Here is a 26,486-nt window from a genome sequence, read left to right on the forward strand (position 1 = left end):
CTCACTCTTTCCGTGCACGAAGAGCTTCGCGCCTTGCGGCTATGACGCCGCTTCGGTCCCGAAGCTTATGCCTATGGATAATGCTTTCATCCACCATGGTACTTTCCGTGCCCCAGATTACGCCGAGTCTCGCGCATTCCTCCAGGCATAACGATTTCAATTTTTCATCTTGGACAACCAGGTTGATATCGCGGTAACCCTCTGCGTTCTCCGCTCCCGCAGCATCGGCTCGTTCCTCAAGCTTACGGAGCAAGTCCGCCCGTGCCAGTCCGGCAGCTTCCACATCGACGCGCTCCAGCTTGCTAAGCGACTTTCTGTACAAGCTGCCCGCTCCGCGGAAGTTGCCTCTTCGTTCGTGATATTGGCCGACTGCCAATTGGATAAGTCCTACCCACAAGTCGGCTAGGCCATCTCCCGGATGTTCCTTCCAATACTCTTCCAGCAGCTCATGGCATTCGAAATAATCCCTTGTTGCATGAAAATGGACCAAGTAGGCAATATAAGATACAGGATAAGGACGCACGTTCGCGAACCTCCCTTCGAAATGTACAAAAATATTAAAAAAAATTGAAACCCTCGTTCATCGTAACCGTATTCCATGATGATATCAATCTATGCGATGCAGAAAGGAAAGAAAGACAAATGAAAAAGGGATTTATCGTTATGGTTGCTTTAACCTTGATCTTCGCGTTCGGTTTCGGACAAGTTGCCGATGCGAAACGAGGAGGCGGATTCAAATCTCCTAAGCAAAGCATCACACAGCCCAAGAAAGACAGCGCCACGCAGTCGAATCCGGGAGCAAAAACCGGTGCGGCTGCAGGTACGGCCGGCACAGCCGCTAAGGGCGGATTGTTCGGCGGCAGCGGCTTGATGAAAGGTTTGATGATCGGCGGTTTGGCCGGCATGCTGTTCGGCGGAATGTTCGGAAGCATGGGTGCTTTCGGCGAAATCTTCGGATTGTTGATCAATCTGCTCGCGATCTTCGCGATCATCATGCTGATCCGCGTCGCATTTGTCTATCTTAAGAGCAAGAAAAAGAATGACCCGGATCCGCGGAGACCTTACTAATCGTGAGAATCTTGACAAACGAGATTATTAACGCGGTTTGTTATCATACTGCTCAGCGTCGCGGCTTGCAGCCTACCGACGTAGAAGTGCAGTTGTCGTGGGATGAGGAATACGGTTATACGGCTGAGATGTGGGTACAAGGCCGCAGCCAATATTTGATTGAAGCCAACCTGCTTGAAGCTATTGAACAATATGTATATTCGCAATACAATATTCGCGCATTCCGCTCCGACATCCAGCTTGGACTGGACGAAGAGGCTGGCGAATTTTTCGCGGATATAGCCAGCTAATCCGTAATCTTATTACTGTTGCAACCGGAAGGGGCTGTCTCAAAAGTCGGTTTTTTTGCTTAACGAGACAGTACATGTGTTGAAATGTCAGCGAAAATAAAGAAATGGTGGTGCTAGGGAGGCTATCCCTGCACCACCATTTTTGCTTTTTGGTCGATTGCCGCCTTCTTGAGCAAATTATGGGCGAGCGAAAGCCACCCGACCTCTAGGCTCACTTTTGGCAGGCCTCGAAGCAGAAAACGTCTGAATCCTCGGTTATTCTTTATTTGCCCAAACACGCTCTCCGGTTCAATCATCCTTCGAACCGATAACGCATTTCATAACGGAATAATAGTTCTCGTCCTGCGGTGCATGTTCACGTGTCTTCGATCTCGTTGTACTGCCAATTATCCAGCTTACTGATGTCTTGCTTCCATTTCTTCGATTTTTCTTTATGGTAGGTGCTGTACTTCACCAATGCTTCCAGTTGTTCGCTTTCCAAATAGGCGTAGTTTTCCTCACCACCGTATCCAGCGTCCGTAATAACCGTTCCGATCTCAGAGAATCGCTTGCTGGGTCTCGTATTTCTGCAGACGAGGCAACAGGTCTTTACGAAGGGCAAAGGGCACGTACCGCTTTTTTAAGGGGCTTATCCTTCGGCCGAGTTTGCAGGCTGGCTTCCAATTGCTGAACGGCCGATTCCAATTTCTCGCTGGTCAACTCGGATGCTTCGACTAGCTCAGCAAGATCCTGTCCGGCCTGCTCCTGATCTTCTTGTTTTTCTGCCGCTTCAATGGTGGCAAACAATGTTTTTACTTTTTCCTGAAGCTTCGCTTTCTGCTTCACGACTGCCTTACCCAGACAAACGTGTATCGATTCGCGTTCGCTTCGATTTTAGTGCCATCTACAAAGTAATCCTCAAGCTTTACATACTTCTCTGCAGCAAGAAATTGGAGCACGCCAGTGAAGACGGTCTCCAATAAGTCTTTCATCCGCTCGGAGCGAAAGCGATTGATGGTCCGGAAGTCTGGGCGTTGTCTGTCGGCAATCCACATAAACATGATATTTTCACGGACCGCCTTGGCAATCTGGCGAGAAGAGTAGATCCGCTGTGTATAGGCATAAATGATAACTTTGGTGAGCATTTTGGGATGGTAGCTGTCTCTTCCTCCACCGGGGTAAGTATCCCTGAAGATCTTGTCATCTAAGCGATTGACGGCCTCATTGACTACACGAACGAGGTGATTGGGAGGAATGTCGTCCTCCAAGTCCATTGGCAGATGAAGTTGGTCCATGGTTTATTGAATGTACAAAAGAAACCTCTCCTTTTGGTATGTGGTTGGGTGGTACCTCCATTTTACCAAGGAAAGGTTTCTTTTTGTTTTACAATTTAGAGAACGGGGGGCCTTTAGTCAACTGACGATGACTTTTGGGACAGCCCCCTCGTAGCAGCAACAAATACATCTCATAGGCTTTATTAACGACTATGGGGCTCGTAACAGCAACAAATACACCCCATAGGCGTTATTAACGACTATGGAGCTCGTAACAGCAACAAATACTTCCCATAGGCGTTATTAACGACTATGGAGCTCGTAACAGCAACAAATACACCCCATAGGCGTTTTTAACGACTATGGAGCTCGTAACAGTGACAAATACATCCCATAGGCGATATTAACGACTATGGGGCTCGTAAAAGCAACAAATACATCCCATAGGCGTTATTTACGACTATGGAGCTTGTAACAGCAACAAATACACCCCATAGGCGCTTTTAACGACTATGGGGCTCATAGCAGCAACAATATCGACGTTGCGGCTGCCGAAGGTAGGCCTTGAGGTCGGGTGGCTTTAGCTCGCTTACAATTTGCTCAAAAAGGCGGCAATAGACCAAAAACCAGAAATGGCGGTGAAGGGAACACCCTCACCGCCATTTCTACATTTTTGACGTTTCATACATCAAATGAGCTATTTCAACAAGCGAACAATCTTGCTTGATAGCCCCTTTCTTCGTTTTTACGTTTCATTCAACAAGCGAGCTATTACATCAAGCGAGCTATCATACTTTTGAGACAGCTCCTTTTTCTCGTCTTCCCGTCACGCTCCTCCTCTTTCAAGATGCGAGCATTTCACTCTTCCACAATTTTCAATCCATTTGCCGTGCAACTCCTCTCCCCCCCTTGCGTCTAATCTAGTAGATTGCAAAGAGGAGAGTGATAGAATCTGTGGAAGAAACTTAGTCTGCTCGCAGTAACGCTGATGGCTGCCTCGACATTCCTGTCACCCGCAGTGCCGACAGCCGATGCAGCGACGGCAAGCAAGACAACCATGTACCGCGTCTATCAGAATGACAAGGCGCTTAAGGAATTCGCGACGGAAGCGCAAGCGCTTTATTATGCGAAGCATTACAGCTACAGTCACGTTGAGAAAATCTCGGATCGCAAATGGATCTGGGACAATTTCCCGCATTATAAGGTGTACCAAAACGGCAATTCCACGTCCAAGATGGAATTCCAGACGTACAACGAAGCGCTCGCCTATGCCAAGACGCTGAGCAACGCAAGCATACGCGATCTGGAGAACGTAGGCTGGATGTACGACTCCTATCCAAACTATCGGTTGTATCAAGGAGATAACACTTTGCCGACTTGGAACTTCCGCACACTGGAGGACGCCAAAAAAGAAGCCGCCAAATGGGGAAACGCCCATATTATCGATCTTGAAAGCGGCAAGTGGGTTTGGGATAACTTGACTGCGGCGCAAGTCGAAGCTCAGAGCGCTGCTCCTGCATCCTACGACATCGTCGTTGACGATCAGGCAGTAACGGGGGAGAAACGTTATTCTTTCCTTAAGAACGCAATTATTGCGGCAGAGAAACATCCAGGCAGCAAGATCGTAAATACCGCGACCGGCAAAACCGTCCAATCAAACGAACTTACATACGAGCTCAGGCAAAGCGGACGACTCGTAAAGACGTACTTGGGACTCCGAGATGCTGTCAAAGCCGGTACATGGCTGGCAAACGCCGAAGTGATCCGAGACGGCTCCGTTTTATGGTCCAGCAAACCTTATCTCGAGGTCTATCAAGGAGACAAGAAGATTAACGCTTACCATAAGCTGAGCTCGGCGATTTATTACGCCAAACATTACGCGAACAGCTCCATCCGGACATTGGATGGACGCGTCCTGTGGAGCAACGTCAAAAATCTTCAAGTACTCGGCTGGAACGGCAGCAGCGCCGTCTCGACGATTATGAGCCATGTCTCGAACACGCAAGGATTGGACTTCGATTCTCCGACCTGGTTCGAGCTTACCTCGGCGGACGGAACGATGTCGGATGCTTCCGATGCTTCCGTCGTGAAGACGCTCAAGGATCGCGGCATCAAGGTGACGCCTCTCGTACACAACGGCTTTAACCGCAAGCTGACATCTGAGTTTCTAAAAAACAGCGAGGCCCAATCCAAATTCATCGCTTCGCTCGTCAATCGGTTGTCCGCGCTTGGCGTATACGGCGTTAATCTCGATTTCGAAGAGGTGGCAGGCGCCGACCGCGCGTTGTACACGGCATTCGTCAAAAAGCTGACCGATGCAGCCCATGCCAAAAGTTTGAAGGTATCGATCGATCTCCCGCGCGGAGACGCGAGCTGGAATCACTTGACGGCATACGATCATGCCGCGCTTGCCGGCATCGTCGACATGATTATGATCATGGCCTACGACGAACACTGGAAGGGCAGCACGGAGCCGGGCTCCGTCGCAGGACTCAAGTGGGTGGAAGATGGCGTCAAGCAGTTCCTCGATTACGGCGTGCCAAGAAGCAAGCTGATGTTAGGCATTCCGTTCTACGTTCGCGAATGGCGGGTTGACGGAACCGGCAAGCTCGTCGATAATCGCGCCATCTTTATGAAGGAGCTGCCGAAGCTGATTGCCGAGACAAAAGCGACTGGCGTCTTCGATGCCAAGTCGGGGCAAAACAAATATACGTACACAAAAGACGGCTACACGCATGTATTTTGGGCGGAGACGCATGATACCGTTTTAAAGCGCATCGCGATCGCCAAAAAATACGATTTGGCCGGCGTAGCCGCTTGGAGACTCGGCTATGAAGACGCCGAGCTCTGGACGAAAATCCTGCAATCGAAATAATAATCTTATATATACAACGACAAGGGCAGAACCCGTATGAGATGCGGGTTCTGCCCTTACTTGTTACACTTAATCGCTTGGAAACTGCCTGTCCTGCTGCTGCTTCTTCACGGGTATCCATATTTCGCTTCTGTACGTCTCGGACGACGTATCCTTCCCTTCATTCCACAGCAACTCGGGACCTGGCGCGATCTCATAATCCGATGACGGAAACCATTCCGAATAAATTCGTCCCCAGATTTTCTGCAACGTCTCCGGGAAAGGACCCACGGATTCGAATACGGCCCAATGGGATGGTCCAACCTCTAGAACGGCAAGCTCTCCCGTCACCGGCTCCTTTGTTGCCGCTCCGATATAATGATCCAGCTCCCCCCGTTCTTGCATGCGTCCTTCGTCAAAGTTGACGGAAGCGCTGATGATGCCTCGCGGCTCCATATTCGACAATCCTTTGATCGTTCCAATCAACTCCGGCGTCAGCTGCTTCCACATCTCGGCAATTTCCGGATTGACCCCGTTAAATACAATCGGCACTCGCTTGTGCAATCCTGCGATACGAAATGCTTCTTTCTCCACCAAACGGTATTGCATGGCATCTCCTCCTTGAATGGTCAGTTGAAACGACATTCGCGGGAACGCTTTAAGCGTTGGGCTCCCGGCTCTTACATCCGAAGGATTTAAGCCATGAAGCTGCTGGAACGCTCTGGTAAACGCATCCGGTGATTGATACCCGTACTTGATGGCAACATCGATAATTCGCGTCGCCCCGGCGCTTAGCTCCTGTGCAGCCAGCGTTAGACGTCTCCGACGGATATATTCCGCGAGCGTCGTTCCCGACAAGAGAGAAAACATACGCATAAAGTGGTATTCGGAGCACCTGGCCCGTTTAGCCGCTTCCTTCATATCGATCTCATCCGTGAGCCTCTCTTCCAAGTACTGTATCGCATCATTCCAAGGACCCAATCCGTTCATCCTCATCCCTCCCGCACATTTAGATTAACAGACCAGGAGAATCGACTTCCGACTTTGCTTGCCCGATGGTGTCGGATCGGCTTTTAGTAACCCATCTCTTTTAAAATTCGGGACAACGCGCGCAGCCGCTCGCCATACAATTCGCCGTCGTCGCTCAGCGCCTGGCTAAACAGCTTGATATCCTCGTTAATTCTCTCGTTGTCCGTACAAACGGAGACCGTCATGGCATCTCCCTGCAATCCCACACGATCGATTACCGGGTTTTCCGTATCGTATAGCTCCTTGTACCGGTACGCTTCGCGGAAGTGAACCATGCCGGTGCAAACAAGAATGGCCAGATCAAGCACGCGGTGCAGAGGAAGCTCCTCGGATTGTCTGGACCACTTTCCTCCCGTATGTCTCCACACTTTAGCGGATATATCGACCTTTCCCCTGTCATTCCATTGCGCCAGCCCTAACGACAAACCTTTGGCGTCCGAGTTGCTGGCATACCGGCCATCCACCTGATCGTAATTTTCCGAAACAATGACGGGTTTATGTTTTAACGTTGTTGGAATCTGCATCATGGTATTCTCCTTTACCGAATGGGTTTTAATTTAGTAATTTACTAATTTACTGTACACGACATAAATCATACTCTACGAATTGAAAATCGTCAAAACTTTTTAAATATTCCTTGACGAGAATATTCTCATTCTGGTATATTCAAAATATAACAACGGCAGGTCACTGAAAAGCGGAAAGGATGGCGGCATATGGATATCGCAACCTTAAGCGCGCTCGCTGAGCCGAACCGGTTGCGCATCGTAGAGCTGCTTGCTTATGGGCCTCTGACCGTGGGAGAGATCGCGGAGCGGCTCCGGATTCGCCAACCGCAGGTTTCCAAACATCTTCGCGTATTGCTCGAGGCCGGACTCGTCGAAGTTCAGCCCGATGCGAACCGCCGCCACTACAGGCTGCGATTCGACCCGCTCCAGCAGATGGATCATTGGCTGGGTCGCTACCGCAAGTTGTGGAGCGAGCGTTATGACAACCTAGACGAATACTTAAAGAAGTTGCAAGACCAATAACGATTAGGAGGAATTATCAATGACACAAGCTATGGTGGTAAAAGCAGAAGGCAACGTATTAACTTTGGAGCGCGTATTCAACGCCCCTCCCTCCCTGGTTTTTCAGGCATTTTCGCAAGCCGAGCATCTGAAGCACTGGTGGGGCCCGCGCGGCTGGACCATTACTCATTGCACGGTCGATTTCCGTCCAGGCGGCTCATGGCATTATTGCATGACTTGCCAGGACAAGGAACAAGGAGATTTCTACGGTATGGAATCGTGGGGAAAAAGCCTTTATAAAGAAATCGTGGAAAATGAGAAGATTGTGTACACCGATTACTTCTCCGACAAAGACGGCAATCTATCCGAAGAGATGCCGGCTACGGATGCGACGCTTCTATTCGAAAGCTATGAAGGCAAAACGAAACTCATTAACATTAGTATTTATGATACGGCGGAATCGCTGAAAACGGTTCTGGACATGGGCATGGAGCAAGGCGTCACGGAAACTTGGGATCGTCTGGACGAGCGTTTGGCAGAAATCCAAAAATAAATCGTTGCAATTGCAATAGAGCCGGACAAGAAATCTTGTCCGGCTCTATTGCTGATTCAACATTCAAAGTGAACTAATACTTTAAAATTCGTTCATGCCGAGATTAAACTGCCATTGTACGCCGAACTTGTCCGTAAGGCTGCCATAAAGCGGAGCCCAAAACGTTTCTTGCAGCTCCATTATGACGTTGCCTCCTTCTTGCAGCCGATTGAACGCGGATTGAAGCACATCCCGATCCTCCGTAACGACAGAAAGCGAGAAGTTGTTGCCCATCGTAAACGGCATGCCTGGAAATACATCCGAAAACATAACAATACTCCCCAGTATTTCTAACCGGGAATGCATGACCATGTTTTTCGCTTCTTCTGGAAGCGGATGGTTCGGGTCGGCCGGCACTTCGCCGAAGGTCATGATTTTGGGAACTGCTTGTCCAAAGACCTCAGCGTAAAATTCGATGGCTTCGCGCGTGTTGCCATTGAAGTTCAAATAAACATTAATCGGCATCGTCGTCTCTCCTTTTTTGTCCTGATTCGAGACCAGTATAGCATGTCCGAGCAAATGAATGCCAGAACGTGTATGATAAGAAAAAGCAGCTATTAAGTGCGTGTTCAAAAAGTTCAATTTTCAGTACCGAGAAGGTTGGATAAAGCTTAGGGACTGAGGAGCGGAGCGTAGTGAGAGCTACGTGAGCACCGGAAGTCCCGGCTGAATTCAAGATTCGATGTCGAAATACTCCCTGAGTTACTTCGTAATCAAAATTGGACTTTTTGAACAACATCTTTCAGGAGGAGATATCATGACAACCGCAACCGTACAAGCTTTGCGACAATACATGGATCATTACATGGCCAAATGGCCGTTCAGCGGCACGATCCTCGTGGCGCGGAAAGGTGAAATATTGTTTCGCGAGGCCTATGGACACGCTAGCCTGGAGCACGACGTACCTAATCGGACGGATACGAAGTTCGGCATATGGTCCGTAACGAAATCTTTCACCGCGCTCGCAACGGCTATGCTAGCCGAAGAAGGACGGCTACATTTCGATGACTTGCTGAGTCGATTTGTTCCGGAGATGCAAGCCGCTCCTCCGATTACGATTCGGCAAGCTATAAACCACGTCTCCGGACTTCCCAATTTCACAAGTATTCCGGCATACAACGAAGGGCTTAACAAAAGACCCGTTTCCAGGGAGGAGACACTTCGCCTGTTGCTGAGCCAACCTATGGAATTTGCGCCTGGGGAGCGGTTTGCTTACAACAATTCGGGCTACTATTTACTTGGGCTCGTTATCGAAGCCGCTAGCGGAATGACGTTCGGCCCATTTATCTCAACCCGTATCTTGCAGCCGCTTGGACTCGGGAATACCGGAGTAAATGATGGCAGAAGCCTCATACCAGGTCTTGCCTCCGCTTACCATGCTTCCGGCAATGGTCCCATACCCGCGGAATTCGTAGAGATGGGGACGGTCTTCTCTGCGGGCGGCATGTATTCTACGATTGACGACTTGTACGCATGGGCGCAATCCTTCGACTCTGCGAAACTCGTGAAGCGTTCTACACTGGAACAAGCCTTTTATAAGGAAGGCGCAGGTTACGGGCTCGGCTGGTTTATTGACGAGAAACATGACCGGAAACGAATTTACCACGGAGGGGCCTACCGCGGCTTCCGCTCCGAGCTGCACCGCTTTCCGGATGACGAAACGACCGTTATCGTGCTCACGAATTACGATTATGTACCGGCGACGAAGCTTGCAGATGCCTTGTCCTCGCTTGTTTTCGGCAAGGAAACAATCGTTCCCGAATTCCCCGCGCCTTACGCGCTGACGCAGGAACAATTCTCAGCTTATATCGGCGTCTATGAGGGTTTCGGCTGCAAAGCGGTTGTTAGTCGGGATGAGGACGGTATGTTCTTTCAATGGAACGACAGAGAAATTCACCGCATATACCCGATATCCGAGGAGCGGTTTCATCATAACTGGATCCAGTGGGAATGTATCTTCAAACGCAATGACACGGGAGAGCTGTCTTTCCTGGGCATGAAACGAAAGTAACGCACGGTCCTCTATCGCGCTTGCCAATAAGTTTGAGCCGGTCATTACATGGAATAATAGCCGCCATGGATTATAATTGGGTTTACTTGTACATGCAATTGGAAATCATGTTATAATTATGTTTGCATTGTCTAGGAGAATACTACCATAATAGAAGGACAAGATATCAAAGATGAGTCTTGAGGGGGAGATGCCATGTTTGGTCAACGACTGAAGCAGCTGAGGAAAAAAAGGAAATTGACCATGCAGGAAGTCGCGGATTATGTAGGTGTCGCCAAAAGCACCTATGCGGGATACGAGTCCGGTTATAGACAACCCACAATTGAGTCCATCCAAACGATATCCCGGAAACTGCGCACATCGGCCGACTATTTGTTAGGCCTTACGGATTATGCGGAGCTGCCCGCCGAGATTAATCACAATGCCAAGGAATATTTGAATATTGGCAAGCTCCATTGGGACGGGGTTCCCTTGGAGAAGGGCGATCTGGAGCTGATCCGCAGCTTGATGGAGCGGGTTCTTCGCGATCGGTCCCTCCCCGAGGAAGATTGACTTACATGCCGAGCATCTGCTGCAGCTTCAACTCTGCTTCTGCCCGCAGTTGTACCATAACTTCATTGTATGTTTTCCCCCACTCGCCTATTTTTTCGGCAGACACGCCGTCTTGGCCAGCCCTTGCCGCAACCTCGTTAAATTGCGTTTCGCAAACAACGCTTGCCGCTTCCAGACTAGCGGCGGCTTCGGCTCCAATGCGCTGAAGCGCCACTAGATCTGTCGCTTCCACATTCCCTACTTGAGTCTCCGTCTCTTTAAGCACCGACTTCACATCCATAATGCAGCCTGCCTGAAGACCTAGCAATTCCAGCTCATATTTGTGTTCCAGCCCGTTATCGGATTCTTCGGGCGTAGGTGCAGTGGTAGGAGTCGGCACTGGCGAGGCGGCCGGTTTCTCCGTAGACGCGGGAGTCGAACTCGGCTTGTCCGTAACAATCGGTCCGAGTCCAGGTTTTTGTGTCGGCTTGGATGGCGGAGCAGGAGTGGGTGTTACAGCCGGCTTCGCCGTAGTACCGCCGGAATTTTGCTCCACATCGTCGTCGCTGCCATTCGCTGTCGGATCCGCTCCCGTAGTCGGCAGCGAAACTTCGTCATCGTTGCCCTCTGCCTCTTGCTCGGAACTTGGGAGGTTCGGCCAACCTTCCTCCAAGCCAAGAAGTCCTCCCGGGGAATTCTTCAATTCCTCTAGCAGACCTCCAGCCTCTCCGCTCCCTCCTTTTCCTCCTTCCTGATCCTTCGGCACTGCGCCTTGCTCTCCTCCTTGCGGCTGCTCCTGCCCTGCGTCCAAGTCCAACATGATAACAGGCAGATCATTTTCATTGTTCCCTTGCGCGACTGCCGTGCCGCCCGATTGATCCTGCCAATACAGTGCGCCCCAAGCGAGCAATAAAACGACCGTCAGCGTGGCAAGCGCCATAACGGCAATATTGGGCTTACGGATTCGTCTTATTCTTTTTCCGAACCTGTTCCTCTTTAACATCGAATGCATTCACCGCCTTCGTAAATCCATAAAGAATGACGTTCCGGCGAAGCCGCTTGCAGCGGTTCGCCGGTCATCCAGCTTCTAAAATTCGAGAAGCGACTTTATGATTTTTGTTATCGTGTCATTGACCTTGGTCTTGATTTGAGCCAATGCTTCTTCCTTCTGCTGCGCACCCGCGTTCAGCTTAAGAAGTTCTCTTGCGGCATGATTGCCTTCGCGTGCCGTATCCAGCAACAAGCTCACTTTCTGAATATCGGTCTTGGAAGAAGCAAGCCTTACCTCGATCTTGGCCAGCTTTCCATCCAACGCTTGAAGCAATGCTGCGATTTTCTGAGCCGTCTGGTCCTCCTCTTGTTCATTGACCAGCGTCACTTCCTGCTGGAATACGACCTTGCCTCCTTTGCCGCTCGGATTCGAAACAGCGGCTTGAATGAGCGCCGTCGCAGATGCCGTCCCCTTCGGAATCGTCACTCTGCCGTTTGAGCTCACCGACACCTCTTTGTCACCCGACACCTTGCTCCACTGCAATGCATTATCCGGAAGCTCGATGCCTTGGAAAGACAACGAATATTGATGCTGTCTGCCGTAATCCGTCACCTTGACGGCCGCCTCGGCCTCCGAGCGGATATACGCAATCGCCATGGCCAGCGCCGCTTCCTCGTCATGCTTGAATTTGGATTGGAAGCTCTTGGCCGTTTGCCGCATATCGACAGGTCGGACGCCAAGATCGGCAAGAGCCTTGGCCAGCGGATACTCCTCTTCTTTCTCCATTATTCCTGCAAGCGAGTCCGCGACAAGCGCGCTCAGCTTATTCTTATTCCGCAGCAGAAGGGCAAGCTCGGATGGTTTCATTTTGGACACACTCTCCAGCATTTCGCCCTCCAAACCTCCGCGTTCTTTCCCATCGCCGAACAGCAGAATAAGGAAGTCGTCCATCGTTACGTTCGAAACGCCTCCCGCCGCCGCGAGAGTCTTTAAGGCTGCGCGGAATTCTGGATTGCTGCGGATTTCCTCCAGATCGGAAGCTTTGGGATCGTAACGGAACGAACCGACGGCCACGAGAATATCGAACAGATCCCTTTTCAGCTTCGCCTCGTCAACCGTTTTCGGCAAATTCGGTTTTACCCGTTTCCATAGCGGATCCAGCAGCTTGCCATCCTTTGAGAAGGAAAGCTTCGTCCATTCATCCCTAAAGCTGCGAACCGCGTCTATGTCAGCGGGATCGCCCGCAAGCAGGGCATCCCTGAGCTTGTTCATCCGCTCGAGGAAAGCTTCGACCGGGAACACTTCGCCTTCCTCGCCATCGCCGACTGCCTTCAAGGTGACCTCTTGTTCGAATATCACTTTCGGGGATCCGCCATACGGATTCTGAAGACTTGCCCGAATGACAGCCGAAGCTTTTTGGGCACTGGACGGAATCGACACCACGCCTTTAGAGCTGACGGTGACAATGGAGTCGCCGGATACTTTCGACCATACCAGCGCAATTTGCGGTACGGCTACACCTGCGACACGCAGCGAATAACGATGCTCCCGCCCGTCTTCGCTCACTGCCGCTACAGCCTCGGAAGCCGTACGGAGGTAAGCAACCGTCATCGCGCGAATGGCCGGAACGTCTTTCTGAAGCTTGACCTGGAAGTTCAGCACAAGCGATCTAATATCCTTTGCCGTAACGCCGAGTCCGCTCAGTATGTCGACAAACGCATAGTCACCCTTCTTGGCAAGCAGCTTATCCGTTGCTTGCAACAGTACATTCGTAATCCCTTCGTTGCTTCCGAGCAAACCGAGCAACTCCAGGGATGACATCCCCGCAAGCTCCGATGCGATCGTTCCTTCTACGCCCTTTCGTCCCGCTCCGTCACCGAACAGGAAGACCAAGAAGTCGTCCATCACAATATCAGGATTTCCTCCGGCCGCCGCAATCGTCTTTAAGGCCGCCCGGTATTCCGGATTCGTGCGGATTTCCTCCAAATCAGACGCTTCCGGGTCGTATCGGAAGGAACCGACAGATTTTACAATGCGAAACAGCGTACGTTTTAGCTCCGGTTCGTCAACGTGATCCGGAAGCTTCGTCGATATTTTGTTCCAAACGGGATCCAGCAGCTTGAGATTGGCATCCACATCCAGAGCGGCTATCTCGTCACGCAGATTTCTGACATCCTGCACATCGACGGGATCTCCTGCGGCGAGCGCCTTATGAAGCTCGTTCATTCTCTCCAGAAACACTCGCGATGGGAGCTTTGCCCCCGAATCGCCTGCGGCGCTCGCGTACTCGGGGCCGCCAGACAGCCCTCCCATGCCAGCCGGCAATCCGGTTAACGACGTACCCAACAAGGCTGCCGCAAGCATGGAAGCCGTCAAACTTTTTTTCATTCTCATCATCCGTTCTCCTCTCCATGTGTATGATTATTTAAAATTGCAGCGCGGGCATAGGCTGCTTCACGCCCTTGTTTAAGCTCGGACGGCCGACCGAATAATAAACGAACCCGGTGCCGAGCAATTCCTTCTCCTGAAACACGTTGCGGCCATCAATTAGGACGGGACGGGCCATTGCGGCTTGAAGACGGCTTAAGTCGACTCCGGCAAATTCGGGCCAATCGGTAAGCAGACATAACGCGTCCGTCCCCTGCGCGGCTTCCATGGCGTCTCCGCACCAGGTTACGCCTTCTCTGCCCAGCAGCGTTCGGAAGTTGTCCAAGGCGACGGGATCATAGGCCCGCACCTTCGCGCCCGCATCCAGAAGACGCTCAATGATCTCTAGTGCCGGCGTATCTCTTACGTCATCGGTATTGGGCTTAAACGCAAGACCCCATACCGCAACGTTCAACCCTTCAAGCTCTCCGCCGAAGATGGCGTTAAGCTTGCGGATGACGCTGAATCGCTGATCCTGGTTCACCTCGACGACGGATCGAAGCAGCTTGAATTCGTAATTCACATGCCCGGCAATTTGTATGAGAGCGTTCGTATCCTTCGGAAAGCAGGAACCTCCGTAGCCGATGCCCGCTTGCAGAAATGAAGGGCCGATCCTTCTGTCGCAGCCCATCCCCTCCGCCACCTGGGAAACATCTGCGCCAACTTTCTCGCAAATATTAGCAATTTCGTTAATAAACGAAATTTTAGTTGCCAGAAAGGCATTGGAGGCATATTTGATCATCTCCGCGCTTCGTATGTCCGTCACGATGATTCGATCGGTAAGCGGCTTGTGCAACTCGAGCATCTTGCTCGCCGCCTCCTCGGAATCCGCGCCAATGATGATACGATCCGGATGAAGCGTATCGTGGATCGCGGACCCTTCGCGCAGAAATTCGGGCAAGGAAATGCTGTCGAAAGCAACTGCCGACCGGGATCGCATCAAACCTGCCAGCCGTTCATTCGTGCCGACGGGTACGGTGCTTTTGACCGCTATGATTTTGCGGTCGTTCATTGCCTCCGCTACTTCCAACGCCGCATGATCGATATAAGCAAGGTTGGCTTCGCCGTTTGGCAAAGGCGGCGTGCCCACGGCCAAAATAATCAACTCCGACCGACGGACGGCATTCGGCAAATCCGTGCCGAACGATAATGATCCCGCCTGACGCACCTCGGCTATCAGCTCCCTCAGACCTGGCTCGTAAATGGGGACGCCTCCCTCGTTAAGAATCCGGATCTTGCCAGGATCCTTGTCGACGCACATCACGTCATGTCCCAGCTTCGCGTAGCATACGCCCGATACGAGACCTACATATCCGGTACCGACTACCGTGATTCTCATTCGTATATCCCCTTTCAGTGAGGAGTGCGAGCTCCGCAAATGGTAACGATCTCTTCCCAGTCATACGCCAATCTGACAATGTCTTCCTCTACCAGCTCGCTGCCCGTCTGGACTTCGATGATCTCCATTTCCGTCCGCGCGCGAAGACTGTGTCTGCAGCCCTGCTTGATCGTCAGCACATCGCCCGAGCGTACCTGAAATACTTGCCCGTTCATCGCCATATCGCCTTCGCCTGCGATAACTGTCCACACCTCGCTGCGAAGCTCATGATATTGGTAGCTTAAATTATGGTCCGGCGATATGCAGAGCCGTTTGGTCAGCACCTCGCTGCCATCCGGATATTTTAAATAATCGAGCACTCTGTAGCGCCCCCATCTCCGTTCTTCGTACATGGGCCGTTGAGTAGAATGTTTCATAATCTCTTTGATCATCGGGCTTGAAGGTTTATCCGATACGAGAATGCCGTCCGGGCTCGCGGCCACCACGACGTTGGACAAACCCAGCAGCGTAATGGGAATGTCCAGCTCGTTAATGACATGAGTGCCGCTGGAATTGCCCGCAATAATGCCTTTTCCGATGATAGAAGCATTCATCTCCTCCGTAAGCGTGTTCCATGTGCCGAGATCCTTCCACTCGCCGTCGTACGGGAGCGCGACGATATGGTTCGAACGCTCCACAATCTCGTAATCGAAGCTGATCTTGGGCAGCTTGCCGTATTGCTTCTGCATCTCGTCGTATTGGATGGGGTAGCCGCACGCAATGAGCACATTAATGAGATAATCCAGCTTAAATGCGAACACTCCGCAGTTCCAAAGCGCATCTCTGCCGATTAGCTCGGCCGCTTCCGATTCCGTCGGTTTTTCTTTGAAGCTGCCGACATGGATATAGCCTCCGGCGTCCGGTTCTCGTCCAGGACCGGCTGGTACGATATAGCCGTATTTTTCGGAAGGATAGGTTGGTTTGACGCCCATCAGCGCCAGATTGGCTCCGGAGTCGTTCAACACTTTCTCAAGCTCCTTGCTAACTTCGAAGAAAGACTCCTCCACATACGGATCGACCGGCATGACCACGATCGTCTCGTCCATACTGACTCCTTGCACCGAATAGAGATACGTTGCGGCTAGCGCGATGGCGGGGAAAGTATCTCTTCGCTCGGGCTCGACAATCAGCTCGATCTCGCTGCCCAATTGACTCTGAATCATCTCCACCTGGGATTTGCTGGTTGCGATATAAGCATGCTCCCGCATGCCTGCGCGTTCGATCTGCCCCCAAACCCTCTTCACCATGGATTCCAACATACCGTCAGCGCCTGGGAGTACCTTTAGAAATTGTTTGGATCTGGAATCATTAGACAAAGGCCAAAGCCGTTTGCCGGAACCTCCGGACAATAATAAAATTTTCATTCTGGTCACGCTCCCTTATGCTGGTTTCGATCATGCTTGTCCATGCAGTCGAGCCGTCTGCACAGCGCTTGTCCATGTGTGAAAATAACCCGAATTTTTGCCGTAAGAATTGTCCAGCAGCGTGTTGGGCTTGTCCATCAGGCACGATAATATATGGCCGTGAAGCCGGGAGGTCTGGATGGAACGGTATTCGCTAAACCTGCGTATGGCCTTGTCTACCAGATAATCGCTGTATTTGTTCCATATCGTGCCCATCGGGAGGATACCGCTCCGCCGCCTCATCGCGCTTCCGATCATGCTGATCGACTTCCGCTCGACGCGGTTGTAAAGCGAATTCCAGTCCAGATAATCACCATCGCGCGCGGACTCCAGCTGTTCCTGCCCGCTCGCCTTCTCGATGTCCGTGCGCAGAAACCGGAGAAGCTCCTTGGCCGGTGCTGCCTTGGAGGCAATTGGCCATAGCTGATGCGCCATATCCGGCGCCAACTGAACGGAGCAGCGCACGAACTTCTTCGACGCAGCATCATGGGACTGCGGGTCGCGGACGAAGAGATGCAAGTCGGGATGCCGATTAAAGATCTCCGCCGTACGGTCGAACTCGGACTCGTTCCGGTAGTAAACCGTCTGAGGCAGGATCACCACTCGATTGCCGGTATACTCCGATACGATCCTCTCGCGGAGCTGCTGATGCACGGGGTACAAATCCCCGAAGTTGCCGCCGCCTTGAAGGACGATAATATGTTCCGGCGGCATGCTCAGCCGATCAGGGAAATCCAGGACGCTGTATCGGGCGTAAACACGAATGCCGTAGTCCCGAAAGAAAGCCTCCGTCCCTTTCATGATGAGCAGATCGCCGCCGTTGTTGTACACCGGGTAATCCACGTATTGAACAATAGAACCCGGCGGTATGACTTTCAGGATCGGTCTGAGCCGACGTTTGAGCTCATCCATGGGATGGGTGGCATGAACCGTCAACATGATCTTCATTCACTCCTTGCGTTTCATTTTTGCCGTAATGGCTTCCTTGAGAAAACGGAAATCTTCCCGCTGGAAGAGTAAAGCTCCAAGCTTGACGCGAAAAACGAGCCGCATCGACAGGAGCGTGACCGCAAGCCTGACCCAGGCGCCGATCAGCAAGGCGGCTGCGATGCCGTTAAGCCCAAATGTCGGGACTAGCGCGAAAAACAGTCCGACCGTCACGGCCAGCGCGATCATTTGCCGGATGAGCACAAGTCCCGGCCTGCCCATCGCGTTAAAGGCGGACGCCAATATCCATGCTCCGCCGCCAACGATGCACTCCGCGGATAAAATATAGAAGGCCGTGCTTGCATCCAGAAACGGCTCTCCGAACAACATACCCATCAGCGATCGGCCGATTAGCATGCAGGGCACGGCAACAAGCGTCATCAGCAGCATGGTCAGCCTGAAAGCGCGTCCGACGGTTGAAATAATGACCCCATTGTCCTGCCCCGTAACCTTGGGGAACACGACGCTTGTAATTGCGGTCTGCACAACGTTGAACACGCGGGACAACGCGTAAACGACAGTGTAGAGCCCAAGCTCTCTGGCCGACAGCATCGACAGAATAACCAGCTTGTCGAATTGGGCGTACACGGTTCCCAGCAGCTCCACCCCAAACACCTTGCTGCCGTAACCCAGCAACGCTTTGGCCGCCATTCGGTCCCGCAGTCCCCTCAACCAGCCAACCACAAGATTTTCGCGGAGCTTGTAAGCGGCCGCCGCTGCAACGGCTACCGTCGTAAAGAGGAATACGACGGCCGCGGAGGTCAACGACAGGTTGCCACCAGCCCAGAGAGCGAGCAGCCCGGCGAGATTGAGGAGCGGCACGTATAACCGCACGCCGTTATATACTTGAAAACGGCCCATGCTCTGGGCAAGCGCGGAGAGCAGGTTGATGGCGAGCAGAACGGGAAGCATGCCGGCGGCGTACCATCTGGCGGCAGCCACCACCGGCTCGGGATATCCGGCAAGCCACGCCGGCATAAAGATCCACGCGATGCCGCCCGTCACCGCCGCGACGGGCAGCTGGAACAGGAATCCCGTTCGGATCAGCTGCGATTCCTTCCCGGGATGCCGCTTGACGTTGTAGATAAGCGAAGTCGGGAGACCGAAGGACACGATGCCCGCCAGCAGCGTCGGCCATAACAGGATGGCCGAAAACTCTCCTTTGCCGACGACTCCGAACATGCGAGCCGTTGCGATTGATGTCAGCGTGCTAAGCGCCATCACGAGAAGATTCGTTGCGCTTGTGCGAAAGATCGTTCCGGCAAGCCCGCTTCCTTTCCAAACTTTACGAATGGCCAATTGCGACATCGTCATTGTCAGCTCCTGCCGCCGCCGTAGCGAAGGATGCCGATCAACGATCCGTTGCGGTAACAAATATGGACCAGCTGCCTGATAAACGCTTTGGGGCGGAAGACGGCCGGCAGCATGGAAACGACGGCCTGCAGCAGTCTGACGATGTGTTTCGCAACGGCGAATGCGCTCCTGTCCTCTCGCCTGACGGCATCGCTTACGCCTTGCCAGAACATGCGCTTAAGGAACCACTTCCTGGTGGCGCGTTCCTTCGCGATTTTATGCCGGACGCCGCCATGCGGCGTATAATAAACTTTGTGGCTCCGCCTCAGCCGTCCAATAAGCTCGCTCTCCTCGCTGGATAACAGCTTGCCGCCCCTTCTGCCGAGATCTTCCCGGAAATGGCCGATGTCGAGAAACAGCTCCCGCCGGAACGCGACATTCGCGCCATAGGGAATCGAAGGAGCCTCCATCTCCGTGACCGTTGGAGCATAATCCAGAATGGTGAATACCGAACGATGCTCCTCCGGTATCCAATCGGGTTCGGAGCTTTCCCAGACGGGGTCAATCCGCCCCCCGACGCAGCCGATGGCGGCATCGCTCTCGAATACGTCCACAATCGCCTCCACCCATCCCGGCATGGCCAACGCGTCGTCATCCAGAAAGAGGATGTATGTTCCCTTTGCCTCCCGAATGGCCCGATTGCGCGCGACCGATAGTCCAAGCTCTCCTTCGAATACATACCTCAGCCTCTCGCCGTATCGTTCTTGCAGAGCTTTCATGACAGCAGCCGTATCGTCGGTCGACCGATTGTCCACGACGATCACTTCATAATCGTCAAGATCTGCCCTGCCGGACATGACACTCTCCACCGCTTCCCTGGTATCTTTGGATCTGTTATGCGTACAGATCGCGACCGTTGCCTTCATCGTTCATCCCCTCCCCGCGTACACGAGCTCCGTCTTGCGTGCGATGACATCCCAATCCAGCTCCCGAAGCGCTTCTTCGTAATCAGGAGAATTTTGCTGCCTCTTCAGCATCCTTGCTTCTTCCAGAGCGCTTGCCAAACCGCCTGCGAAGCTCGGATCGTATCGAATAGCCATATGCTCCTGGAAATAATCATCGATAAACTCGTTATCCGGCATGACGACAAGCTTTTTAAAGGACAGACCGAGAATCGCGGAACCCGATGTCGTTATTTCTTTATATGGCAGAACCAGGGCGTCCGCGGCGTTAAGCAAATCCGCGACCTCTTCGTTCGGGATGAACCCGGGCATCAGAATAACGCCTTCTTCCCGCCTAAGCCCCTGCAAATAAAGCTCCAGCTCCGCATCCGCTTTGCCGGCAATAATGAGATGCGTTCGTTCCGTCCTGACCATGCGGAACGCTTCGACCAAATCATCAACGCCTTTATAAGGCTTAATGGCGCCCATAAACAGGAAGACGTCGTCGTCTTCGCCGATGCCGTACAGCTCTCGAACCCGCAGTCCTTGAGGTTTGTAGACATCCAGATAATGGCCGTGCTTTACCACATGGAGCTTGCGCTCCGGAACGCCGAATTCCTCCTTGACCTTACGCTTAATCGACTCCGAGGCTACAATCAGGCCCGTACTGAACCGGCAGATCATCCTTCTCATCAAGCGCTCGGCCCCGCCGCGTCCGGAGTCATGGGGATACAAATTATGGATCGTCCAGACGAGATTGATCCCCCGCAAGCGCATATAAGTCAAGGTAAGGATCAGGATGGTCGACTTTAGCGCGGAAACGACTGGATTCCTGTGCCAATAGGCATGGTGGAACCAGTGGACATGTACGACATCCCCTCTTCTCGCCTTGCCGATCTTGAGCATCAACTTGCCATGGCTCAGATCCCTGACGTCTAGACCGGCGTCCATGAGCGCCTCCGTCAACAAATTATTGTATACGTTTAGTCCGCTTGTTCTCGGCCACATCCATACTCTCTTCGGCCTTCTCTCCCCGGCGTCGGCCATTCGCACATCATTCATTCCTTCCCTGTCAGTTGTATCTGCGAATCCAATCCTGCGGCACCTCGATCTCCTTCAACGTTTTGGCGGGCGCCCCCCCGGACAGTACGGCGGATGGGATGTCTCTCGTTACGACACTGCCAGCCGCTATGACCGAACCGCTTCCGATATGGACACCAGGCAAAATGATGGCGCCTCTGCCGATCCATACATTGTCTCCGATCACGATCGGTTTCGCGGCCGAACGGTCCTGCGCATCGACAGGATGAAAGTTCGAATCGATCATATTGACCATAGGTCCGATTATCGAATGGCGGCCGATCGTGATGGACGAGGTGCAGCCAATATCAAGCCCGTAATTAAAAAACACGTTGTCGCCAATCGTCAAACGAGCACCCTTGCCAACCGTGACGGACGAAGGGAACGGCTTGGCGTGGAAGGAGACGTTGCGGCCAATAATGAGCTCGCCCTTGTTCTTGAGAAGAAGCTTGCCCGCAATACGGGATAATCTGCCCGCAGAACTTGCCTTGAACGGCAGCACCGCCGCACCTTTCAGCACGGCTATCGCCTTCTCGAAACTAAATGCCGCACGGGATACGCTCATATCTCCGTCACCCCGCCGTTCCCGGCAGCCGTAGCGCGGCAGGTTCGAGCATGCCTTGATAAACATGCTCCACCTTCCGCGCAATAGCGCTCATATGAAATGCGTCCATCACGCCGTCGTATCCTCTGACGGCCAACTCCTCGTAGTTAACCTCTCCGTCGTAGAAGCCCCGAATCGCTTCGAACAACGCCGCGGAATCGCCGTCGCGAACGACGAGCCCCCCTTTTGTCTGTTCGATGATCTCCGGCGCTCCCCCCGAATCCGCCACAATAGGCGGAGTGCCGACCAGCATGGATTCGATAATGACGCGGCCGAACGGTTCGTTTAGAGAGAAATTAACAGTCAGATCGCACTCTTGCATCTTGTCCAGCGGCTTGCTTGTATGTCCGCAAAATTCGACATGGCGCTCTAGACCGTATTCGATCACCTTGCGGATCAACATGTCATAGTAACGGTCCGAGCCGTCGATGGAAGCATCCCCGACAATGAGCAGCTTCCAGTTGTGTCGGCCGCTTGCAGGCAATTTGGCGACCGCATCGATAACCAGATCGTACCGTTTCCACTCCACGATTCGCCCAAAGGTCCCGATAACCAATTGCCCGTCGTCCATAAAGCCCCTTCTTCTGCGGCCGATCGCCAGTCTGGGGTCCACGCCGTTGTAGATGACTTTTTTGTTGCTCCCTTCAATGGAGCCTGCCACGAATTTCGAGATACAGATCACTTGATCGAAGAAGCGCGGCAGCACGCGATTGAACATCCGAAGATGCGTATGATCGCGGTGATGCCATACCCGCTTGCATGGCGACATAAACTTTAGCGGACCAATGTACCAAGGCGCCCTCCAGCCATTGGCATGGACGATATCAATCCCAAGCTTCTTGACGAGCGACCGGATGCGGAGCACGGTCTCCGCGTATCCGAAGCCGAGCCTCTTTTTGATGCTGCCCAGACTGAGCGGGATGTGGGTGAAACTTGCAGTGATCTCTCCCAGATATGACGCATTGCCGGGACTGATCAAATAGATGCGGTACAGGGAAGTATCGATGTAGTTGATCAGATGGACCAAGCTTTGCTCGGCCCCTCCCTTCTTATCCGCGTGCGTCACGAACAGAATGTTGATGAGCGGACTTGACATCAGAGATCCCCCTTTCCGGACTGTATGTGCGTTCAAGATATCGAAAATACGTTTTGAGTGTTTCCTTATGGTTATAACGTTCTCGGATAAATTGCTGAGACGCTTGAAGCAGCGAGTCTGCCGCGGCCGGCTCCGACAAAAGTTCTCTCACGGCACGGCAGAATGCGGCCGGTTCATCCTCCACCCGAATATGCAAGCCGTTCCTTAGACCCGTGCCTTCGCTGCCCACTGTAGTCGAGACAACCGGCAATCCGTTCTGGATCGCTTCGATCGTCTTCAGTTTAACGCCCGCGCCATTGCGCATCGGATTGACAAATAGATAACCTTTCGCGTATATCTCGTCCAAATTCGCAGGTGTATCGTGTACATACACCCCTTCCAGACGTTGGCTATTTAACCACTCCACTCCCATTCCCCTGCTGTTGCCCGCGATGACGAACCGATATCCCGGTATATCCAGCAGTTTGGGATGAACTTGATCGAGATACCAGCGAATGGCCTCCCTGTTGTTAGGCATAAACAACGAGCCGATAAATACAACATGTTTGGTGTCAAAACGGCTCCTGGCGAAGGACTCCCTCGTAAGCGGCGGGGGCAGGAACAGGCTCTCGGCTTGCGGATGTCGTGTGACGAAGCTGTCGTACTCCTTGCTGGAGATAAACAAATATTTGGTCACCCGCTTTTGCAGCTTTCTCTGCAATCCGGCGAACTTCAAGCTTTCCATCGCATAATACAGCTTGTGCAGAATTTGGCCCGTACTTCTAGCCAGCGACTTAAAGTAAGCGGACTCGTCGTTATGAACCCGCAGAATCGCCTGCTCCGCCCGTATGCCCGGATTATCAAGAACGGGGTAAACGTAATCCCCTTCCAGCAGCACGTAGTCGTAATCGCCGTCTATCGGAACGGTCCGTAGCGCGTCTCTGGAACGGACTTGCAGCGGCTCCGGCATCAAAATGTCGAGCGGTGAGCTTTTTCGGTCGCAGAGCTTGATATCGTTTACCCATGCCCGCGCAGCACGGAAGTCCGACGCAGCAGGCACGTGTTTGCCGCAGACGAGCAGGTCGATCCCCCAGCCCAGCCCCGCAAGCGCCTGAATTCGTCCCCACGTATCTACTCTTCCGCCATGGTCGGCCGGATACGGGAAATCGCTGCATACTACGAGAATATTCATTTCAGCGCCTCCGGTTTGTTGTAAAATGGACTTCGTTGGTCATCCTTGCCTGGCAGCAAGCCGATAAACGCGAACAACAGCCAGATTTCGTATTTGATCTCCAGCGATACGAGCAGCAGGGAGAGCAAAGTGAATACGAGCGCAAGGAACAGGATCGAGCTTGTTTTTACCTTCAAGAGCATATGGCGTCCCACCAAATAAAAAAACGCGACCGAAAGCAGCCCGCCAAACATAAACCACTGGAAAAAACCCGATTTAACGCCAAGGTTTTTGGTGCTGGCCGAATATTGAATCAGCTCGCTTACATTGATCTGACTGACGCCGAACCATTTGTAATACACGCTTGACATCAGATTGACGGATTGCTCCAGATAATGGTTGAAGTAGACGGGATATGCCCCCGTGCCAACGCCAAAAGGATGATTAAGCACCGTAAGCAAAGCGATTACGATCGTCCCCATGCGCGTATAGGACGAGGTATAATTCTCGATATCGTTTTGGAAGGACTGGATAATGCCTACCGAGAAATTCGCAATAAACAGATACATGATCAGCAAGGCCGCAACGAGAAGCACGAAATTCCTTTTTTTGCGAAAATCAAGAAATTTCACCATGGTAACGGCAGCAGTGAGCAAAACAATGATCATAAATCCCTTCGAGCCCGTCACGAACAAATAAAACAGAAAGAAGCTAGCTGCATAAACGATCGTCAATGTTCGGGCAAGCTTGTTCCAAAATCGGCTCAGGTAAGCCAATATCGCGACATACACCACAACGATTGTGCCGGTCGTGCTGCTCTCCGAAGTAAGCAGCCGGACGCGCCAATACGGTGCGTCGCCGGAATGCAGAAACGTCAACGCGTTCGGCATGCTCGCCAGCTCCACCGACATAATGAGCAGAAGCGACGTGACGGCGGCTAGAAAGCATCCGCATACGGTCCCGAGCTTGCCGATCTTGGCGACGACAAGCTGGATATGGCGAACATACAGCAGGATGAGCAGAAAGTAGATGAGCACCTTGACGCCTTTGCCCAGCAAATTTTCCGAACCGAAGCTATACGCTCCACCCATATACTGAACCAAAATATAGACCAAGCTCACCAGTGCCAAATACAGAATGAAACCGAACATATACGTATGAAACCTCGTCCAGTTCGTTATCCGCTTATGCTTTGCCAGCATCGCGATCTCGCACAACAGGAATACGGGAAACAGCAGCACGATCGGAGTCCTTCCGATTTCTCCGATGATTTTGACAAGCGGAAAGTCCTGATAGACGGTCAACAGCAGCAGCACGAAGAGATAGCCCGCCAGAAAAGCATGCCTGAGTCCATCCCTGCGGCTGTCCAGACTAGACATATTCCCTCACGACGGGCGAGTCCCGCCGCCTTCCGTCTCCCTTGACGAGAGCTTCGTACAGCCTCTGGATTTGGTAGTTCATCTCATCGGAATGAAATCGGCTTCTGTAGATGCGCTCCCCGGCCTCCCCCATCTCCTTAAGCCTCGCTTTATCAAGGCCGCGAATAATGGATGCAAGCTCTTCCTTGTCGTCGAAATTAAAGATATAACCATTGATGCCATGCGCAACGATTTCCGGAAGCGCCCCGCGGTTGCTTGCAATGACGGGTTTCTTGCCGCGAAGCGCTTCAATCGCGACGATGCCGAAGCCTTCCCACCTGGAAGGAACGATAACGGCGTCGCAAACCTCTATGTAGCTGGCAATCTCGGCATTATCGATCCAACCGAGCTTGACGGCATCCGCCGGAATGTCGAAATGCCGGTCGTGGAGCACGGTCCCTCCCGCGAGATAAAGCGTGACATTGCGAAATCGTCCTTCCGTAAACGTCTCCAGCAGAAGATCAAAACCCTTCTGCGGGTCGAAGCGTCCGATAAACAGCAGATTGATCCGATCCGGATCCGGCTCGAACGGCGGACTCGTCGATACTTGGACATCGGAGACGCCGTTGTACACGATGACCGACTTCTCTTTGGGAAGTCCGTAACGCACTGCCATGTCGTGTTCGTGCCGGGAAATATGAATAATGACATCCGTGCGAACCGCCAGCAGCTTCTCGATTCCCGCGTACAGCCTCTTCTTCCAAGGGGACGTGTCCATCAGGAACGACCAGCCATGGGCGCAGTAGATGATGGCGGGCCGCCGTCTCTTGAGCAGCAACGCGGATCTAAGGAACAGCCCGGCGAAGGTACCATGGATATGGACGATATCCGGCTCGAGCTCCTTCACCGCGCGTGCCATCGTTCGAATCGCCTTTAGCATAAAAAGCGGCTTTCTCTTATAGGGATACAAGTGCAATCGGCCTGCACCGATGTTTAGCGAATCCCGATTGGAATTTTGCTCCGACGCAAGGAGATGGACGTCATGCAAAGCCAGCTGGTATCGAAAAATTTCATTTAAATACGTCTCGATGCCGCCTTTCGTAAATTCCGAAACGTGAAGAATTTTAGCCATGCTGCAGA

The 26,486-nt window shown here is 52.5% G+C and carries 24 protein-coding genes and 1 pseudogene; 7 read left to right on the top strand and 18 right to left on the bottom strand.

Going from position 1 to position 26,486, the window contains the following annotated elements; all coding sequences use genetic code 11:
- Position 1: 1 nt before the first annotated feature.
- Positions 2 to 523 (bottom strand): DUF309 domain-containing protein, encoded by a 522-nt coding sequence (locus tag KJW29_RS10835; protein ID WP_187100529.1) that lies wholly within the window; start codon positions 521 to 523, stop codon positions 2 to 4.
- 119 nt (positions 524 to 642) lie between these two features.
- Here KJW29_RS10835 and KJW29_RS10840 point away from each other — a divergent pair, with 119 nt between their 5' ends.
- The gene (locus tag KJW29_RS10840; RefSeq protein WP_087569322.1) at positions 643 to 1,068 is read left to right on the top strand and encodes a hypothetical protein; all 426 of its coding nucleotides are present in this window, start codon (positions 643 to 645) and stop codon (positions 1,066 to 1,068) included.
- A 2-nt stretch (positions 1,069 to 1,070) separates the two neighbouring features.
- Positions 1,071 to 1,358 carry a YxcD family protein gene (locus KJW29_RS10845; RefSeq protein ID WP_087569323.1) on the top strand — a complete coding sequence of 96 codons (288 nt, stop codon included), beginning with the start codon at positions 1,071 to 1,073 and terminating at the stop codon, positions 1,356 to 1,358.
- A gap of 122 nt (positions 1,359 to 1,480) precedes the next feature.
- Here KJW29_RS10845 and KJW29_RS10850 read toward each other — a convergent pair.
- A pseudogene (locus KJW29_RS10850) lies at positions 1,481 to 2,632 on the bottom strand (transposase).
- A 967-nt stretch (positions 2,633 to 3,599) separates the two neighbouring features.
- Between KJW29_RS10850 and KJW29_RS10855 the strand changes: the two are divergent.
- On the top strand, positions 3,600 to 5,486 hold the full coding sequence (locus tag KJW29_RS10855; protein WP_214629804.1) for a glycosyl hydrolase family 18 protein: 1,887 nt from the start codon (positions 3,600 to 3,602) through the stop codon (positions 5,484 to 5,486).
- 69 nt (positions 5,487 to 5,555) lie between these two features.
- Here KJW29_RS10855 and KJW29_RS10860 read toward each other — a convergent pair whose 3' ends face one another.
- Positions 5,556 to 6,455: an AraC family transcriptional regulator gene (locus KJW29_RS10860; protein ID WP_214629805.1), complete on the bottom strand. Its 900-nt coding sequence runs from the start codon at positions 6,453 to 6,455 to the stop codon at positions 5,556 to 5,558.
- Between the two features lie 83 nt (positions 6,456 to 6,538).
- Positions 6,539 to 7,018 carry a DUF6530 family protein gene (locus tag KJW29_RS10865; protein ID WP_214631091.1) on the bottom strand — a complete coding sequence of 160 codons (480 nt, stop codon included), beginning with the start codon at positions 7,016 to 7,018 and terminating at the stop codon, positions 6,539 to 6,541.
- A 192-nt stretch (positions 7,019 to 7,210) separates the two neighbouring features.
- Here KJW29_RS10865 and KJW29_RS10870 point away from each other — a divergent pair, with 192 nt between their 5' ends.
- Positions 7,211 to 7,525, top strand: a complete 315-nt coding sequence (locus KJW29_RS10870) for an ArsR/SmtB family transcription factor (protein ID WP_214629806.1) — start codon at positions 7,211 to 7,213, stop codon at positions 7,523 to 7,525.
- 19 nt (positions 7,526 to 7,544) lie between these two features.
- On the top strand, positions 7,545 to 8,057 hold the full coding sequence (locus KJW29_RS10875) for an SRPBCC domain-containing protein (RefSeq protein WP_214629807.1): 513 nt from the start codon (positions 7,545 to 7,547) through the stop codon (positions 8,055 to 8,057).
- Between the two features lie 81 nt (positions 8,058 to 8,138).
- On the opposite strand, the gene KJW29_RS10880 is transcribed toward KJW29_RS10875, so the two are convergent.
- The gene (locus KJW29_RS10880; RefSeq protein ID WP_214629808.1) at positions 8,139 to 8,561 is read right to left on the bottom strand and encodes a VOC family protein; all 423 of its coding nucleotides are present in this window, start codon (positions 8,559 to 8,561) and stop codon (positions 8,139 to 8,141) included.
- 292 nt (positions 8,562 to 8,853) lie between these two features.
- Here KJW29_RS10880 and KJW29_RS10885 point away from each other — a divergent pair, with 292 nt between their 5' ends.
- The gene (locus tag KJW29_RS10885) at positions 8,854 to 10,107 is read left to right on the top strand and encodes a serine hydrolase domain-containing protein (protein ID WP_214629809.1); all 1,254 of its coding nucleotides are present in this window, start codon (positions 8,854 to 8,856) and stop codon (positions 10,105 to 10,107) included.
- Positions 10,108 to 10,302: 195 nt separating this feature from the next.
- Positions 10,303 to 10,659 carry a helix-turn-helix domain-containing protein gene (locus KJW29_RS10890; RefSeq protein WP_087569331.1) on the top strand — a complete coding sequence of 119 codons (357 nt, stop codon included), beginning with the start codon at positions 10,303 to 10,305 and terminating at the stop codon, positions 10,657 to 10,659.
- Position 10,660: 1 nt separating this feature from the next.
- Here the strand turns inward: KJW29_RS10890 and KJW29_RS10895 are convergent, their stop codons facing one another.
- From KJW29_RS10895 to KJW29_RS10955, 13 genes are all read right to left on the bottom strand, one after another.
- Entirely contained in the window at positions 10,661 to 11,641 is a 981-nt protein-coding gene (locus KJW29_RS10895) for a hypothetical protein (RefSeq protein WP_214629810.1), read from the bottom strand.
- A gap of 84 nt (positions 11,642 to 11,725) precedes the next feature.
- Complete coding sequence (locus KJW29_RS10900; RefSeq protein ID WP_214629811.1) at positions 11,726 to 14,026, bottom strand: hypothetical protein; 2,301 nt, start codon at positions 14,024 to 14,026, stop codon at positions 11,726 to 11,728.
- A gap of 28 nt (positions 14,027 to 14,054) precedes the next feature.
- Entirely contained in the window at positions 14,055 to 15,395 is a 1,341-nt protein-coding gene (locus tag KJW29_RS10905) for a UDP-glucose dehydrogenase family protein (protein WP_214629812.1), read from the bottom strand.
- 14 nt (positions 15,396 to 15,409) lie between these two features.
- Positions 15,410 to 16,798, bottom strand: a complete 1,389-nt coding sequence (locus tag KJW29_RS10910; protein WP_214629813.1) for a sugar phosphate nucleotidyltransferase — start codon at positions 16,796 to 16,798, stop codon at positions 15,410 to 15,412.
- 30 nt (positions 16,799 to 16,828) lie between these two features.
- Positions 16,829 to 17,776: a polysaccharide pyruvyl transferase family protein gene (locus tag KJW29_RS10915; protein WP_214629814.1), complete on the bottom strand. Its 948-nt coding sequence runs from the start codon at positions 17,774 to 17,776 to the stop codon at positions 16,829 to 16,831.
- 9 nt (positions 17,777 to 17,785) lie between these two features.
- Positions 17,786 to 19,138 (bottom strand): oligosaccharide flippase family protein, encoded by a 1,353-nt coding sequence (locus KJW29_RS10920; protein ID WP_246608687.1) that lies wholly within the window; start codon positions 19,136 to 19,138, stop codon positions 17,786 to 17,788.
- A 2-nt stretch (positions 19,139 to 19,140) separates the two neighbouring features.
- Positions 19,141 to 20,043: a glycosyltransferase gene (locus KJW29_RS10925; RefSeq protein WP_214629815.1), complete on the bottom strand. Its 903-nt coding sequence runs from the start codon at positions 20,041 to 20,043 to the stop codon at positions 19,141 to 19,143.
- 3 nt (positions 20,044 to 20,046) lie between these two features.
- Positions 20,047 to 21,066, bottom strand: coding sequence for a glycosyltransferase family 4 protein (locus tag KJW29_RS10930; protein ID WP_246608688.1), 1,020 nt, complete (start codon positions 21,064 to 21,066; stop codon positions 20,047 to 20,049).
- A gap of 64 nt (positions 21,067 to 21,130) precedes the next feature.
- Positions 21,131 to 21,703 carry a DapH/DapD/GlmU-related protein gene (locus KJW29_RS10935; protein ID WP_214629816.1) on the bottom strand — a complete coding sequence of 191 codons (573 nt, stop codon included), beginning with the start codon at positions 21,701 to 21,703 and terminating at the stop codon, positions 21,131 to 21,133.
- A 7-nt stretch (positions 21,704 to 21,710) separates the two neighbouring features.
- The gene (locus tag KJW29_RS10940) at positions 21,711 to 22,838 is read right to left on the bottom strand and encodes a glycosyltransferase (protein ID WP_214629817.1); all 1,128 of its coding nucleotides are present in this window, start codon (positions 22,836 to 22,838) and stop codon (positions 21,711 to 21,713) included.
- Positions 22,792 to 24,009, bottom strand: a complete 1,218-nt coding sequence (locus tag KJW29_RS10945; RefSeq protein ID WP_214629818.1) for a glycosyltransferase — start codon at positions 24,007 to 24,009, stop codon at positions 22,792 to 22,794. Before KJW29_RS10945 ends, KJW29_RS10940 begins: the two co-directional genes overlap by 47 nt.
- Complete coding sequence (locus KJW29_RS10950) at positions 24,006 to 25,367, bottom strand: O-antigen ligase family protein (protein ID WP_214629819.1); 1,362 nt, start codon at positions 25,365 to 25,367, stop codon at positions 24,006 to 24,008. The genes KJW29_RS10945 and KJW29_RS10950 overlap by 4 nt, the downstream gene beginning before the upstream one ends.
- Positions 25,360 to 26,478, bottom strand: coding sequence for a glycosyltransferase (locus KJW29_RS10955; protein WP_214629820.1), 1,119 nt, complete (start codon positions 26,476 to 26,478; stop codon positions 25,360 to 25,362). Before KJW29_RS10955 ends, KJW29_RS10950 begins: the two co-directional genes overlap by 8 nt.
- Between the last annotated feature and the right edge of the window lie 8 nt (positions 26,479 to 26,486).

Origin of the sequence: Paenibacillus agaridevorans (assembly GCF_018604145.1) — a bacterium.
Classification (GTDB): domain Bacteria; phylum Bacillota; class Bacilli; order Paenibacillales; family Paenibacillaceae; genus Pristimantibacillus; species Pristimantibacillus agaridevorans.